At 68.6% G+C, this 14,978-nt stretch carries 17 protein-coding genes; 2 read left to right on the top strand and 15 right to left on the bottom strand.

Annotation, left to right across the window (positions count from 1 at the left end):
• Positions 1-818, top strand: an 818-nt coding sequence (locus ACG2DA_RS07795) for a cysteine desulfurase family protein (protein ID WP_395254988.1), incomplete at its 5' end; no start/stop codon positions are given.
• 73 nt (positions 819-891) lie between these two features.
• Here ACG2DA_RS07795 and ACG2DA_RS07790 read toward each other — a convergent pair.
• The 10 genes from ACG2DA_RS07790 to ACG2DA_RS07745 form a co-directional block, all read right to left on the bottom strand.
• Positions 892-1,401, bottom strand: coding sequence for a GNAT family N-acetyltransferase (locus ACG2DA_RS07790; RefSeq protein ID WP_395254986.1), 510 nt, complete (start codon positions 1,399-1,401; stop codon positions 892-894).
• 76 nt (positions 1,402-1,477) lie between these two features.
• A complete protein-coding gene (locus ACG2DA_RS07785) occupies positions 1,478-2,467 on the bottom strand; it encodes a hypothetical protein (protein WP_395254985.1) in 990 nt (329 codons plus the stop codon).
• A 110-nt stretch (positions 2,468-2,577) separates the two neighbouring features.
• Positions 2,578-3,381, bottom strand: a complete 804-nt coding sequence (locus tag ACG2DA_RS07780) for a TerC family protein (RefSeq protein WP_395254984.1) — start codon at positions 3,379-3,381, stop codon at positions 2,578-2,580.
• Between the two features lie 133 nt (positions 3,382-3,514).
• On the bottom strand, positions 3,515-4,327 hold the full coding sequence (locus tag ACG2DA_RS07775) for a sialate O-acetylesterase (protein WP_395254983.1): 813 nt from the start codon (positions 4,325-4,327) through the stop codon (positions 3,515-3,517).
• 89 nt (positions 4,328-4,416) lie between these two features.
• Entirely contained in the window at positions 4,417-5,424 is a 1,008-nt protein-coding gene (locus ACG2DA_RS07770) for a hypothetical protein (RefSeq protein WP_395254981.1), read from the bottom strand.
• A gap of 67 nt (positions 5,425-5,491) precedes the next feature.
• The gene (locus ACG2DA_RS07765) at positions 5,492-6,307 is read right to left on the bottom strand and encodes a hypothetical protein (RefSeq protein ID WP_395254980.1); all 816 of its coding nucleotides are present in this window, start codon (positions 6,305-6,307) and stop codon (positions 5,492-5,494) included.
• A 291-nt stretch (positions 6,308-6,598) separates the two neighbouring features.
• Positions 6,599-6,979, bottom strand: a complete 381-nt coding sequence (locus ACG2DA_RS07760; protein ID WP_395254979.1) for a YidH family protein — start codon at positions 6,977-6,979, stop codon at positions 6,599-6,601.
• Positions 6,980-7,127: 148 nt separating this feature from the next.
• Entirely contained in the window at positions 7,128-7,268 is a 141-nt protein-coding gene (locus tag ACG2DA_RS07755; protein ID WP_395254978.1) for a hypothetical protein, read from the bottom strand.
• A 98-nt stretch (positions 7,269-7,366) separates the two neighbouring features.
• A complete protein-coding gene (locus ACG2DA_RS07750; RefSeq protein ID WP_395254977.1) occupies positions 7,367-7,693 on the bottom strand; it encodes a hypothetical protein in 327 nt (108 codons plus the stop codon).
• Between the two features lie 353 nt (positions 7,694-8,046).
• A complete protein-coding gene (locus ACG2DA_RS07745) occupies positions 8,047-8,178 on the bottom strand; it encodes a hypothetical protein (protein WP_395254976.1) in 132 nt (43 codons plus the stop codon).
• A 295-nt stretch (positions 8,179-8,473) separates the two neighbouring features.
• Between ACG2DA_RS07745 and ACG2DA_RS07740 the strand changes: the two genes are divergently transcribed.
• Positions 8,474-9,382 (top strand): SDR family oxidoreductase, encoded by a 909-nt coding sequence (locus ACG2DA_RS07740; RefSeq protein WP_395254975.1) that lies wholly within the window; start codon positions 8,474-8,476, stop codon positions 9,380-9,382.
• A gap of 96 nt (positions 9,383-9,478) precedes the next feature.
• On the opposite strand, the gene ACG2DA_RS07735 is transcribed toward ACG2DA_RS07740, so the two are convergent.
• The 5 genes from ACG2DA_RS07735 to groES all read right to left on the bottom strand — a co-directional run bounded on the left by ACG2DA_RS07735 (position 9,479) and on the right by groES (position 14,889).
• Positions 9,479-10,078, bottom strand: coding sequence for an REP-associated tyrosine transposase (locus tag ACG2DA_RS07735; RefSeq protein ID WP_395254974.1), 600 nt, complete (start codon positions 10,076-10,078; stop codon positions 9,479-9,481).
• 519 nt (positions 10,079-10,597) lie between these two features.
• Positions 10,598-11,239, bottom strand: coding sequence for a hypothetical protein (locus ACG2DA_RS07730; RefSeq protein WP_395254973.1), 642 nt, complete (start codon positions 11,237-11,239; stop codon positions 10,598-10,600).
• A 259-nt stretch (positions 11,240-11,498) separates the two neighbouring features.
• Positions 11,499-12,494, bottom strand: a complete 996-nt coding sequence (locus ACG2DA_RS07725; protein ID WP_395254971.1) for a hypothetical protein — start codon at positions 12,492-12,494, stop codon at positions 11,499-11,501.
• 333 nt (positions 12,495-12,827) lie between these two features.
• Positions 12,828-14,444: a chaperonin GroEL gene (gene groL, locus ACG2DA_RS07720; RefSeq protein WP_395254970.1), complete on the bottom strand. Its 1,617-nt coding sequence runs from the start codon at positions 14,442-14,444 to the stop codon at positions 12,828-12,830.
• A gap of 157 nt (positions 14,445-14,601) precedes the next feature.
• Positions 14,602-14,889: a co-chaperone GroES gene (gene groES / locus ACG2DA_RS07715; protein WP_395254969.1), complete on the bottom strand. Its 288-nt coding sequence runs from the start codon at positions 14,887-14,889 to the stop codon at positions 14,602-14,604.
• Positions 14,890-14,978 lie beyond the last annotated feature (89 nt).

The following is a 14,978-nucleotide window of genomic DNA, read 5'->3' as shown; positions in this document are numbered from 1 at the left end:
CCGGCGCCGCCGCCGGCCGCTGGCGCCTGCGGCCGTGGCCGCTCGACGAGAACGGCGTATTGAAGGGCGACGAATTGAAGGAGCCCCCGCCGGGGCTGCGGTTGGTCTCTTTAATTCACGCCCACAACGAGACGGGGGCGGTGTTGGACGTCGCCCCCGTCCTCGCCCGCTGCAACGCCCTCGGCGTGCCCAGTCACCTCGACGCCACCCAGGCCGTCGGCAAGTTGCCGTGGAGTTTTCACGCCCTCGGGGCGACGGCGGCGAGCCTCGGCGCCCACAAGTTCCGCGGGCCGCGGGGCGTCGGGGCGCTGCTCATTCGTTCCGGCGCCAAACTGGCCCCCAGCCTGCACGGCGGACATCAGGAGGGCGGCCGCCGGCCGGGCACGGAGCCGGTCGCCCTCGCCGCGGGCATGGCTCTGGCCCTCGAATTACGACTCAAAGAACTCGACGCCTGGACCGCCCGCACGACGGCCCTGCGGGACCGGTTGGAGGCGACGTTAAAAAGGGATTGCGGCGCCGTGATCCACGCGGCCGGGGCGCCGCGGCTGCCGAACACCAGCAGCGTCGCCTTCCCCGGCTGCGGGGGGGAGGAACTCTTGGTGGCGCTGGACTTGGCCGGGGTGGGAGCGAGCCTCGGCAGCGCCTGCGCGAGCGGCAGCAGCGAACCCAGCCCGGTTCTCCAAGCGATGGGCCTGCCGCCGGAGTTGTTGAACAGTGCCCTGCGGTTCAGCCTGCTGGGCGAGGAAACCGAGGCGGAGATCGACGAAGCCGCCGCCCGCATCATCGCCTGCGTGCAGCGGGTGCGGGGAACTCCTTGAGCCCGGGGCGCAAGCGCGAGAGCGAAGCGTCCCGGACCCTTCAAGGGTCCGGGACGCTGGGCGAACCCGGTGCTCACACCCCGAAGACCGGGTGAAACCGCACGGGCCCGGCCGGCGTTTCGCCGGTTAATAACCGGATCCGAAAATACTCCGCCGGGATTCCCGGCGGGGCGGCGGCGGGGGCGGCCGTGAAGCCGAACCGCTCGTAATACTTCGGATCGCCCAACACCGTGCAGCCGGCGGCGCCGCGGGTCGTCAGTTCCTCCAACCCCGCCCGGATCAGCCGCCCGCCGATCCCCTGTCGCTGGCGGTCCGGCCGCACGGAGATCGGGCCGAGGGCGTACCAGTCCCCGCTGCCGGGCGGCCCCGTCGCCGGGGAGAACGCCGCGTGCCCGACGAGTTCGCCCTCGGCCTCCGCGACCAGCGAGAGCGCCAGCGCCCCGGCGTCGCGGAGCCGGCCGACGAGCAGATGCTCGTTGCCGTCGGCGTGCGGCGCCGCGGCGAACGCCGCCCTCGTCAGTTCACGAATCGCCGGTTCGTCCCCGAGGCGTTCGGGGCGGAGGCGGATCGGATCGGTCGGCATCGCGGGGCCGGAGGCGTGGGGCGGGGGGAACTGGGGGACGCGCGGCGGGGCCGACCGGTTCGCCCCGCCCCGGGCGCTATTCCGCCTCCCACGCCAGCGGGGCCAAATCAATCCCCCGCGGGTCTTTGCCGCGCCATTGATACGCCAGCAAATAATCTCGGCCGTCCCGCGTCACGATCTCCGGCGCCAGCCGTTTGAGCGGGTCCCGCGCCGCCAGCCGGGCGACCGGCGGGCCCTTCCATTTCAACGGGTCGTCGGAGCGATAGACGTCCAGTTGCTCGAAGCGGTAATACCGCCCGTCGCGCTCGATCACCAGCGGGCTCTCGGCGTAGACGAATCGGTACCCGTCCGGCGGCGGGGTGAGCGGCGGGATCTCCGTCGCCTGCTCGCTCCACGGGCCGGTCAGCTTCTTCGCGGTGCGGGCGCGGATCGTGTGGTCCTTCGTCGCCGGATTCACCCCCGGCTCCGGCGAGGTGTAATAGGCGATCCACTTCCCGGACCGCTCCCGGTCGTCCAGCAGGCAGACGTCCCGGCCCATCGGGAAGATCACGTCCTTTTTATACGGTCGGAAGTCGACGCCGTCGTCGCTCGTCAGCAGGTGGGCGCCGCGGCTGTTGAAGAACAGGTAGTGCGTGCCGCCGTCCTTCACGTGAAAGGGCGCCTGGGCGTGATATTCCCGCTGGCCCCGCTGCGGGTCGGCGGTGAGGAAGACGCCCTCCGGCGTCCAGCCTTCCTTCAAGAGCTCGTCGCTGGACCAGCGATAGAGCAGCCGGCCGCTGCCGGGCTGGGCGGTCTTGCGGATGCAGGCGATCAGCTGCCAGCGGCCGTCGTCCGCCCGGTAGGCGGTGAAGTCGACCGGCTCCGCCTCCGGGGAGGCCCATTCTTCCAGCGGCGGCCGCCCGACCAGTTTGCGCCACGGCCCGTCCAGCCGCGGGATCGGCGCCGCGGCGGCCGGGGCCTCGTCGGGGTCCTCCCCGGCGACCGCCGCCGGGGCGAGGGCGGCGGCCAGCAGGGCGCAGGCCGCCGTCAGACGGCGGGACGGGACGGAGTCCGGCAGCGGACGCATCGCGGGAGGCGTATCGGGGGCGAGCGGCGCATCGTATCAGGCTCCGCCGACGCGTTCCCGCCTTCTCCCGATCGGATCAGGCTCCCGATCGGATCAGGTTCCCGATCGGATCAGGCGCCCTCGGCCGGCACGCCGCCGGCCTCGCCGGTCGCCCGCACGTCGGGGCGCTTCCGGCGCCGCTCGTTGCGGGACAGCCGCCACTGGAGCAGTTGCACCCCCGTGGCGAAGGCCATCGGCAGATAGATATACGGCTTGGGCACCTCGTAATGGAACGCCTCCAGCCCCAGCGTGACGCCGATGGTGATCAGGAACGACAGCGCCAGAATCTTGAACGAGGGGTTGTGCAGCACGAACTCCCCGATCGGCTTGGCCGCGAACAGCAGGACCACGAAGCTGAGGATCACCGAGGTCGCGATCACGATGAACTGGTCCGTGATTTCGTACCCCAGCAGCGACCGGGCCGTGCCGATGTCGCCGGTCATCCCCACCGCGGTGACGACCGAGTCCAGGGCGAACACAATGTCCACCGCCACGATCGTGGCGATCGCCGAGGCGAACGCGGACTTCGGCGAGCCCGAGCCGACGGGGGCGTGTTCGTCCTTTAATTCCACCGTGTGGTGGATCTCCTTCGTCGCTTTATAAATCAGGAACGCGCCGCCGCCCAGCAGGATCAGGTCCTTGATCGACCGCCCGGCCAGCACGGGTTCGGTGAGGGTCAGCAGCCAGGTCGCCCCGGCGACCATCACCAGCCGGGCGATCAGGGCCAGCGCCAGCCCGAGGACGCGGGCCTTCTGCCGGGCCGCCTCCGGCAGGCGGGAGACGATGATCGAGAGGGCGACGATGTTGTCGACCCCCAGCACGAGCTCCAGCCCGATCAACAGGCTGAGCGTGGCGAGCAGGTCCGGGTCCATCATGAGGGCGGGGCGGCCGGCGACGGCCGGGGCGAACGGGGGCGGGGGATCGGCGGAGCGAACGCAGACGGTCCCGCCCGCCCCCGGCGCCGTCAACGGCGCCGCCCTGCCCGCCGCCTGCGGGATTCCCCGCGATCTACCGTCCCGCGGCCGGGCGCTCGTCGGCGGCGGCGGCGGCCTGTTGCAGGCGGAGCGTCGCCTCGGCGTAGCGGGTTCCCAGCGTCTTCATGCTGGGGGCGTCGAAGTGCCAGCGGTCGAAGGCCGTCAGGCCCTCGGAGCCGGCGTAGGCGGCGTGCGGGACGAGTTCCGGCAGGCGGGCGATCTCGGCGTTGATCGCCTCCTCGCCGACGATCTGCCCGGCGACGAACGGCAGGTCCGGGGCGTTCAGGTCCGCCCGCAGGTTCTCGACCAGCGTCTTTAATTTCTCCGCGTAACCCTCCGGCGCCCCGCTGTTTCCCTCGCCCTGATGCCACAGCACGCCCTTCAACACGCCCGTTTCTTGGGCCGCCCGGGCCCGGCGGACGGCTTCGGAATAATACTCCGTCCCTTTCTCCCACTGTTCGATCCGGGTGCCGCCCCGGGCGTTGACGACCAGCCCCAGCGTCGCGTCCGGGGTCCGTGCGAGCATCGTTCGGGCGAACGCGTCTCCCGGGTTCATTTTTTGCATCCCGACCGGCTTGCGGATCGACGAATACAGGTTCAGCGGGTTCGCCGCCGGGACCCATTCCTCCTCGTCGTTCAGCAGGAAACACCGCGGGATCGCGGCCGCTTCGGCCTCCGTGAACGGCGCCCGCCCGGCCATGTTGGACTGGCCGATGAGCAAATACACGTGCAGCGGCTCGCCGGGCGCGGGCGTCTGCGGGGCGGCCGCGTCCTGGGCGGGCAGGGCCGCGGCGCAGGCTCCGCAGAGGGCGACGGCGAGGGCGCCGAGTCCGGGACGGGCGGGCATTTTTCGAGGCGGGGAGCGAGGGACGGCGGGCCCCGCACCCTAACGCCCCGGCGTCGCCCGATGCGAACGGCGGGACGGGGCGCGCGGTTTCATTCCTCGCCCGCGATCAGTCGTTGCAGTTCGGCGGTTAAATAGCGCCCCACCGCGGGGACGCTGTGCCGGTCGAGGGCGTACCGCCGCAGGTCCTCGAGCCCGGCCCCCGTTTGCCGTCGGTCGGCCAGGGCGGCTTCGAGCCGCTCCCGCAGGCGGCCGGGTTCGTAGATCAGGCAGTTGCGGCCGTCTTCGAAATCGTGCACGACCGGCGGGTCGGGCGGGTGCAGGACCGGGATCGAACCGAGCAGCATCGCTTCGTAATGGCGAAAGCCGTGGTAGCCGTAGCCCTGCGGCGACAGCGTCAGCCAGGCCCGGGCGGTGAGGCGGCAATACTCCTCGAACGGCAGACGCTCCTCGGGAACGACGACACGGTATCGGTCGCTCATCGAGGCCAGCACGCGGCGGCCCTCCTCCCGCTCCGGCGAGTTGACGGCGCCCACGAACAGCAGGTCGACGTCCTTCTCCTCCGGGGCGACGGGCCGGGCGGGGTAGCGGTCGGCGTCGATCCAATACGGCAGATAGGCCAGCCGGCAGTCGCCGACCCGGCGGTCGACGTCGGCGGTTCGCAGGTTCGTTTTATAACAGGCCGAGAGGGCCGGCGTCGCCCGGAGATAGGACGCGGCGATCTCCGGAGCGTCGAAGCGGTCCAGCGCCACGACGACCGTCGCCCGCCGCCGCAGCCACCGGCTGAGCCGCCGACCCAGGGCCGGCCGTTGCAGGACCCCGGCGGCGACCCGGCGGAGGCCCCGTTTGAATCGGGAGCGGTCGTGCGGCCAGTCGAATTGAATCGTCGGCAACACGATCGCGTCCCACCGCGGCCCCGTGCCCAGCCCGACCAGCAGGCTCCGCAGGGACGCCGGCGAGAGCGGCCCCCGCCCGGCGGCGGCCGGCGTGATCGAATGCCCGGTCGGCACGAACCGCCGCTCCACGCCCTCGACCGCGGCGAACAGGTCGTCCTGCCCCACGTGCAGTACGCGCAGCGGTCGGGGCGGGGGGGCGGACAAGGAGGTCGGGGCGGAACGACGGCGAGGGGCGTCAACAGAACCCTCGGCGGACCCCCGCCGCAATCGTTCAGGACGCGGCCCGCCCGGAAATCGCCCCCGGGCCGCCCGGTCGCCCCGCCTGTCCGCCGTCCGGGCCGGGTTCGCCCGATTGGGTCACCGCGATCCTCAGGCCGGCGCGGTCGGCGTAGTCGATCAGTCCGTACACGAGCACGGCGACGCCGGCCATCTCCAGTCCTTCCTCAATGAGCTGAACGAACAGGTGCGACAGCGTGCTCAACGCCTCCTGATGGTCGGCGGCCCGGGCGAAGATCGCCCCGGCGACGGTTTCCATGCCGACCGCCCCGGACAGGAAGACGAACCCGGCCGTCAGGAACAGCCGGCGGGTTCGCGCGTCCAACGAACGCAGGAACCGCAACAGCGACAGCCCCGCCGCCGCCGCGAAGAGCAGGCCCGGGATCACCCAGGAGAACTCCAGCGGCCCGCTGAGGTTCAGCCGGGTCATCATCCCCGTGCCCATCTCGTGGAACATCACGTTCTCGTCGACCGCCAACAGGACCAGCAGACCCGCCAGCAGATACCAGTGGCGGCAGAGGGTTCCGCCGTCGGAGCGGTCGAACCGCCCGATGAACGCCGCGCCCAGGGCGGCGGCCAGCAGGGCGGAGGCGGAATAGAACGCCGGGATGCTCGGTTCGTGGCCCAAATCGAACCGCTTCAGCACGTCGGCGACCGGGTGGTCCGGGTGCGGGGCGAGATGATAGATCGCGTAGTTGGCCGTCACCCCGGTGACGAGGATCACGGCGATCACCGCCGCCAAGCCCTTCGCCGCCCGAGCGGCGGGGCGGTTGTCGTTCGGTCGACGCGGGGCGTCGGCCGGGGCGGTCATGGCCGAAGCGGTTGCGGCCGGGGCGGTCATGGCCGGGGCGGGTGAGACGCGGGGGGAGAACGACGCCATCGGCCGCCCGCCGCCGCCGGCTTGACCCCGCCCGAGGCGCCGGCGGGGCGGGGGGCCGGGCGGACGCCCCCGGGCGCGGTACAAACTGCGGAGGCGCTTCCCGCCGCCGCGCCGCCCCGAAGGTCGATTCGCCCGTTCCGCCGCCGGCCCGGCGAACGGTTCGAGACGCGGGGCGTCGTCCCCGCGCGTCCGTGCGGTCCGGGACCGGACGGCGGCGCCGTCTCAGAGGCCCGGCATCCACATCAGGGTGGCCGCCAGGGCGAGGCCCAGCGCGGCGACGGCGACGTTCACCGCCATGCCCCAGCGGGCCGCGTAACCGTCCGGAAACTCCGTCGGCGGCAACGTCTTGAGGACGTTGGCGTACTGCCGGGAGGAATATACGGCGACGGCCGCCCCGACCAGGATGAACAGCAGCCCGATCCAGGCGGTGACGAACAATAACTGTTCGTCGACGTCGGCCTCGTCGGCGGCCGCGAACTTGATCAGCAGACCGGACCGTTCGATCAGAAAGCCGAACGCGATCAGGGCGACGCTGGTCCGGTTCCAGGCGAGCAACGTCCGCTCCGCGGCGAACAGCACCCGCGGGTCTTTCGGTTCGGCCATAGTCATCCCCGCCCCCAGTCTACGCCCCCCGCCGCCCGCCCCGCCAGCGGCCGGCCCCGACCCCGCCGGCGGGCCGCCGTCCGTCCGTTCGTGCGGCCACGGGGCGAGACCGACGCGCGGTTCCGGGCGCCCGAGCGGTTCGTTCGCCCTACGGACGGGGTTCGGAGGCGACCTTGGAGCGGTGCAGCGCGGCGATTCCCGCGAAGAAGCCCCAATGAAAAACGCCCAGGCCGGCGAGGAAGATGCCGAGGCCGACGGGCGATCCCCAGTGTAACAGCGAGAGGTCCATGCGATTTTCGGTCGGGGTCGGGAAGGGAGGAGTCCGGAGAGCGAACGACGGCGCGGTCGCCGCGGTTCACGGACTGTCCGATCGGCAGGACGTTTCGTCTACGGCGTCGGGGCGGCGGCCGGCTTGTCGGCGGCCGGCTTGTCGGCGGCCGGCTTGTCGGCGGCCGGCGGGGCCGGCCGGGCGGCCCAGAGGCGGTAGAGGCTCCGCAGGTGCTTCACGCCGCCGAGCCGCTCGATCGGCCCCCGCCCGACGCCGGCGGCCCGGGCCAGTTCCTCGGCGGTCAGCGGCGTGCGGCGGTCGCGGTTGAGGTGCAGCGTTTTCAGCAGGCGGTGCAGCGTCGCCGCGGTGCGGTCGCGGCGGGCCGGCGCGGGCGAGAGCCCGGCGGCGACGCGGGCGGCCCGCCAGGACCCGCAGTAGCGGTTCACCGTCCCGCACCCGATCAGCGCCCACCGCAGGAACTCCTCCTTGGAAAAGTCCGGGCCGCGGGCGTCGGCGAAGGTCGCGATCAGCCGGACCAGCTTGGCGGCGTCCCAGGTCCCCTCGGGGTTCTCACGTCCCCAGCGGTCGCGGGGCGGGGCGACGTCGGCGGGCCGCTCCGGCCGCGGCGGCCAGAGTTCGACCCGAAAACTGCCGCGGTCGCTTTCGATCGCGGCGTCCGGCGGCGGCAGCGCGTCCAGCAGGGCGGTCCCGGTTCGTTTTTGAACGAAATCTCCCCGCGGAAAAAATAAACGACAGCCCGCCCGGCGCCGGGCGGGCTGTCGAGACGGTCGCCCGGGGCTTACTTGTGGGAGCCGGGCGTCCCCTTGCCGCCCTGGCCGCCTTGGCCGCCCTTCACGCCTTTCTCGCCCTGGCCGGATTGGCCGCCCTTGGCGCCGGACTGACCGCTTTGGTTGCCGCTTTTGCCAGCCATCGAAGACTCCTCTCGAACGCTCGGGTGTCGGGGCGGCGGGGCCGGACTCGCCGTCCGTGAGACCCCGCCGTCCGTGCGTCCATTGTCGCCGGGGCGGCTGCGTCGCGTCCGCCGTCGAACCGGCCGTCGCCGGCTCGGGGGCCGAGGGCGCGGCGCCGCCGGGAACCTCCGGATTGACACGCCCCGCCCGGCGGGCCGGAGTCAGCCGGGGCGGCGGGGGTCCGGCGGGACGGTATGAGGATTGCATCCTGTGCGGCGTCCCCTCCTGCCTCGCCCCCGGACCTGCCTCGTCGCCATGGCCGATCGAACCCTCGCCGAAAAAGTCGTCGTCCTCACCGGGGCCTCCAGCGGGCTGGGCAAGGGAACCGCCCGGGAGTTGGCGGCCCGCGGGGCGTCGCTCGTGCTGGCGGCCCGGCGGGGGGAACTGCTGGACGAACTGGCCCGCGAATGCGAGGCCGCCGGCGGCCGGGCCGTCGCCGCGGTCACCGACGTGGGCGACCCCGATCAGGTCGAACGCCTGGCCGAGCGGGCCGAGGCCGAGTTCGGGCCGATCGACCTCTGGTACAACGTCGCCGGCGTCGGCGCGGTCGGCCGGTTCCACGAGACGCCGCTGGCGGTGCACGACGCCGTGATCCGCACCACGCTGCTCGGCGTGGTCCACGGCAGCCACGTCGCCCTGCGGCGGTTCCGGGCCCGGGCCGGCGGGCCGGCGGGGACGCTGGTGAACGTCGCCTCGGTCCTCGGCAAGATTCCCGCCCCCTACTACGCGGCCTACACGGCGGCGAAGTACGGGGTCGTCGGCCTCGGCGACGTCCTGCGGCAGGAATTGAGCGTGGAGGGGGTGGAGAACGTCCGCGTCTGCACCGTGATGCCGATGGCGCTGGACACGCCGTTCTTCGAGCACGCCGCCAACACGACCGGCCGCAAAGCCGTGCCGATCCCCCCCGTCTACGACGTTCGGGAGGCGATCGAGGCGCTGGTCGAGATGGCGAGCGACCCGCGGGACGAGACGATCGTCGGCGGGATGGGCAAGGCGGCCAATGTCGCCCATCACCTGACCCCCGGCATGGTGGAGGCCTACCAAGCCCGCACGGTCCACAAGGTGCAGATGGAGGACCCGCCCCCCGCCCCGAACACGGACGGCAACGTGTTCGAGCCGATGGCCGCCGGCTCCGAAGTCGACGGCGGCTGGTCGAACGACTGACGCGCCGACCGCCGCGCGTCCAGCCGCCGCCTGCTCCCCTGCGCCGGCCGGTGAGAGCATGGCGCCCAATCCAGCCGAACCCCGCCGCCCTGTCGCTCACCCGTCCCACAGGTGGGGCGGCAACGGCGTGAGCGGCGGGTCGTCCGCCGTCGCGGGAACGTCCGGGGCGAACGCGCGGGCGCTGGACCAAACCCAGTCCGTCGGCCGGTTCACCAACCCCCGCCGAACCGGGTTGGCGTGGATGTAATCGATCGCCGCCCGCACGGCGGCGGGCGTGCGGAGGTTGCGGTCGTACCCCGGCCCTTCCTGCCAGAACCGGAACGCGGTCCGCCCCGGGCGTTCCCGCACGGTCAGGTCGTCCAGCAGCCGGCTCCCGGCGGCGGTCAGGTCGTCCTTGATCCGCAGGGAGCAGGGCCGCTTCGTCCGCCGGAGCAGCCCCGGCACGTCCGCGTCGGTCGGTTCGACGGGCCAAACGAGCAGATGCACGTGCTCCGGCATCACGACCCACGCCGCCAACTGCCACCCGGCCGCCGGCAGCGCCTCGGCGAGGGCGTCGCAAAAGTACCCCCGCCACCGATCGTTGGTGAGCAGCGGCTTGCGCCGGTAGGTCGAGAAGGTGAGTTCGTGCAGGTCCCCGGGCTCGTGCACGTGCTTCACCCGTTTGCGGTGCGGCCCGTCGGGTCGGGAGGTGGACATGCAATCAGATTGCCGGCCGCCTTGAACGGCCGCAACCATGCCTTGCCCCCGTCGTGTGCCACTGGCTTTGCCAGTGGCAGGGTGAGTCACGAACGATTCGGAACGGGAACGGTCTCCGGAAGTCGCCCAGCACTGGCAAAGCCAGTGGCACCCGAAAGGGCAAGGTGCTGATGGAACTCACCAGTGCCACCCGCCGCCGTCGGACGCGACCAGTGACGCCCGACGGCCCGTCAGGGCGGGAAAGGGCCACGTCGTCAGGTTGCCGAACGTCTCCCACGGTCGCAATCACGCCTTGCCCCCGTCGTGTGCCACTGGCTTTGCCAGTGCCGGGATGAGTCACGAACGATTCCGGACGGGACCGGTGCTTCGGAAGTCGCCCCGCACTGGCAGAGCCAGTGGCACCCGAAAGGGCAAGGTGCTGATGGAACTCACCAGTGCCACCCGCCGCCCAGTCCAGAACCATGCCACCCCGCCGGACGGTCAGGCTGCCCCAGGCACCTGGCGTCGTCGTCCATTCGTTTATCTGACAGATTTTAGAGAGTTCAGTTTGTGCATGTAGTGAAACGACAACGTATCATGTAAGATGCTCTTGGGGACGGAGGTGATGACTTCCTTGATTATATCACCTGCTGACCGAACAGCCCAAACTGCGGCCGCTGGGGTAGAGACCAGTTGCACCCAACTGGTCAGCGTGTTCTCTGGTGGAATTGGTGCCAGGGTGCCGGTTCTAGCCAGCTTGCTGATGATTTTGGGGAACTGCATTGTTGCTGTGCACGCTTTGTCTATCTCGATGCGAGAGAGTTTTGAGTGGATGAGCGAGTTTCTGAGATCTACTAACAAAGCAAAGTCTTGAAAGGGCGATGTGCCTTTCTTTGCGGGTTGGCCGGTGAACATTCCAAGAGCCAAGCTGTACTTCGCGACTAACGAGCCTTTTGAAGACTCAAGTTCGTTGTAGATGTCTCGGAACTGATGAATTGTGGACTCTTGAGGCGAGAGCGTCGCAGCGTTACGAGGATTGAATTCTGCGAACGCGGCAAGTTCACACATAAATGCCTCTGTTGCAGCGGCGGCAAATACCACTGCCACAATCGGATCGTGCGAACGAGTGCTTTCATTGTTGCCGCATTCGGCGGTGCTACGAACCGCAGCCTCGTCGGCCATGTCGATGAACGTCCACGAATTTGAGAGAAAACCGTTTGACATGGTGGGCGTTGGGTTGCCGGGCTAACTATTGTTTCTTCGTCACGGTGGTGAGAAATGCGGCCAGGTGGATGGGCAGGAGCGTCGGGTGCCATGCTCCCACGGCTCGGTAGCGAAGCGGACACGGTGGTTGAGCATGGCGCCCAGCTCAGAACCATGCTACCTCGCCGGACGGCCTAGTCACCCCTTGCCGCCCCTGCCACCCGCCCGCCCGGCGATACTACTTTCCTCTGGCGAGATCGATCTGTTCTTGCACCCAGAAGTCGAACTCTGTGACAGCTTCTCCAATGACGTCACGTAAGTCCTGAGTCTGACGAATGAATGACACGTACTTGACTAGTGCGGCGTGCGGATTTGTTTCGCTCTGGATGTTTGTGCAGCGCCTTTTCCACCCGCTGATCGGGTCCCTATGCTGTGGCCACCGATAGTTGTCAATTAGCCAGTCGACATACTCTTCTGATTGGGGGGAGGGCCCGCCATGCGCAGACGCAAAGTCCTGCGATTTCTGAGTGCGAGCAAACGCCCAAGCTTGTGTCTCTACAACTACCCTGTCGCGAGACACGGGCGTCGGCACGTCTTCGGAAAGGCACCTGATCCATTCGTCGACGGTGCTGATTTCTTTCTCCAGATGCGATCCCAGCTTGCTGATAAGGTTGCATTCCATCGACTCGGCAACAGCTTTCAGGCGTTGAAACGCCTGTTGGTACTTCTCGCGGCCATCGAAAATGCTCACCTCGCCAAGATATTTCTTCGCGCGATGAGAGATGACATCTCTGGTGCCCCCAGACCACCAGCCAGGCTTGTAACCAATGAGAATCTCGCAGGCGCATCGGATATAAAAGATGCTGAGCTCGTGGAGGATACTCTCGTGCCGTTCACCATTGTGATAAGTGGTGTTTCGGAACTGATGTAATGAAAGCAGCGAATCCTTCATCTCGCTATCGATCAGGCCGAGCAGGCAAGACGCCTTAGCCTTTTCGTCGAATTGTTGGCTTAACGCCCGGTTGACAGTTGCTGGGTCGTTCTTCGGTGCGCGCCAGCCGGCCCATACGCTGTTCTCGCTGGCCTGGTCCTGTGCAAAGCGATGTAATGTTAGTTCGACGACGTTGTCGACTAACATCATCGCGAAACGGTCAAAATTACGGTCTTTGACCGCGGCTTGATCTAGTGCTAGATCAAGCTGGTCGATGATGTCGGCAAGGAATTGTTGAGCCAAGAGACGGGCTCTAATGGAAATAGGGCTGCTCACCGTAGATGAAGGCGAGCCGTTTTCTAGGACACAGGGGTTTAGGCGGAGGTTCGGAGGAACGATCATCCCTCAGCTTGAAGTCCGCCGTACGCTGCCTCCAAGGGTTGAGAGTTCGCGTTCGCCGAAAGACATGCGTTCACACCGCGGAGAGCCTCATGCAACTCGTCATGGGCACCCCATTTTGCTTAGCTGTCGCTCCGCCGGCCGGTGACAGCATGGCACACACCGTCTATGAAAACAGCCCACCCGTTGCCGGGTGGGCTGTCAAGCGTTCACTGAACGTCGGACTGAACAGTCCGACTACCGCACGGCGCCTTCGACGGTCGGCAGCTTGTCTTCGCCCGGCTCCTCGGTCTTGGTGACGAGGACCTGGGTGGTCAGCATCAGGCCGGCGATGCTGGCGGCGTTGCTCAGGGCGTTTTTGACCACCTTCGTCGGGTCGATCACGCCGGCGGCGAACAGGTCCTCGTATTCGCCGGTCAGGGCGTTGTAGCCGTGCGGGCCTTCGCTGCGGAGGACCTCGTCGGCGACGACGCTGCCGTCCTGGCCGGCGTTCTTGGCGATCTGGCGGGTCGGGGCCAGCAGGGCCTTGCGGACGATCGCCACGCCGACCTTCTCGTCGCCCTTCGCCTTCACCTCGTCCAGACCTTTCACGCACCGCAGCAGGGCCGTGCCGCCGCCGGGGAGGATGCCCTCCTCCACGGCCGCGCGGGTGGCGTGGAGGGCGTCCTCCATGCGGGCCTTGGTCTGCTTCATCTCCGCCTCGGTGGCGGCGCCGACGCTGATCACGGCCACGCCGCCGACCAGCTTGGCGAGGCGCTCCTGGAATTTTTCGCGGTCGTATTCGCTGTCGGTCTCGTCGATGCCCTTCTTAATTTGGGCGACGCGTTTTTGCAGGTTCTCCTGGGAGCCGCCGCCCTCAATGATGGTCGTTTCGTCCTTGGTAACTTCGACCTTCTTGGCGGTGCCGAGGTGCTCCAGCTCGACGGACTCCAGCTTCACGCCGAGGTCCTCGGAGACGAAGGTGCCGCCGGTGAGGACGGCGATGTCCTGCAGCATGGCCTTGCGACGCTCGCCGAAGCCGGGGGCCTTGACGGCGGCGACGTTCAGCACGCCCCGCAATTTATTCACCACCAGGGCGGTGAGGGCCTCGCCCTCGACGTCCTCGGCGATGATCAGCAGCGGCTTGCCGGTGCCGCTGATCTTCTCCAGCAGGGGGATGAGGTCCCGCAGGTTGGAGATTTTCTTTTCGTGCAGGAGGATATAAGCGTCCTCCAGCACGACGGACATGGTGTCCGGGTTGTTGACGAAATAGGGGCTGGTGTAGCCCTTATCGAACTGCATGCCCTCGGCGAGGTTGAGGACGGTTTCGCCGCTCTTGCCCTCTTCGATGGTGATGACGCCGTCGCGGCCGACTTTTTCGAAGGCGTCGGCGATGAGGTCGCCGATTTCCTTGTCGTTGTTGGCGGAGATGGCGGCGACCTGGGCGATCTGGCCCTTGCCCTCGACCGGCTTGGAGAGGCTCTCGAGGGTCTCGACGCACTTGGCGACGGCCTTTTCGATGCCGCGGCGGACGACCTGGGGGTTGGCGCCCAGGGAGATGTTCCGCAGGCCTTCAAGGAAGACGGCGCGGGCCAGCACGGTGGCGGTGGTGGTGCCGTCGCCGGCGGTGTCGCTGGTTTTGGAGGCGACCTCGTTGACGAGCTTGGCGCCCATGTGCTCCCAGGGGTCCTCCAGTTCGACCTCCTTGGAGACGGTCACGCCGTCCTTGGTGACGACGGGGTTGCCGAAGGACTTATCGATGAGGACGTTGCGTCCGCGGGGGCCCATCGTGACGGCGACGGCGTCGGCGAGGGTGTCGATGCCCTTTTTGAGCTTCAGGCGGGCGGGGTCGTCGAAGAGGAGTTGCTTGGCCATGGGGGCGGGCGGTGTGCGGTGTGCGGGGCGTGCGATAAAAAACGACGAATGAAGAATGTCGAATGACGAAACGAAGGGGACGGGGCGGGCCTGGGGCCGTTTCGTCATTCTTCATTCGTCATTCGACATTCCCAAATAGCGAACGACGGACGCCGAACTACAGCACCTTGGCGAGGATGTCGGCCTCGCGGAGGATCTTGACGTCCTTGCCGTCGACTTCGATCTCGGTGCCGCCGTACTTGCCGAACAGGACTTCGTCGCCGACTTCGACGCCGACGGGGCTGCGTTCGCCGCTGTCGAGCAGCCGGCCGGGGCCGACGGCGAGGACCTTGCCGCGCTGGGATTTCTCCTTGGCGGCGTCCGGCAGCACGATGCCGCCGGCGGTGGTTTCCTCGGCTTCGACGGGCTCGATGACGACGCGATCGTCCAGGGGGTTCAGGGTCATCTGGTATTGAATGAAAAGAGGTGAAGTGGTGAGTGATTTAAAATGACGAATGAAGAATGCCGAATGACGAAATCAAGTTCGGCGGAGCC

It is taken from the genome of Alienimonas sp. DA493 (assembly GCF_043951915.1).
In the GTDB taxonomy this organism is placed as follows: domain Bacteria; phylum Planctomycetota; class Planctomycetia; order Planctomycetales; family Planctomycetaceae; genus Alienimonas.
Note: the sequence above shows the minus strand (reverse complement) of the source record. Positions and strands in the feature narration are given on the sequence as shown.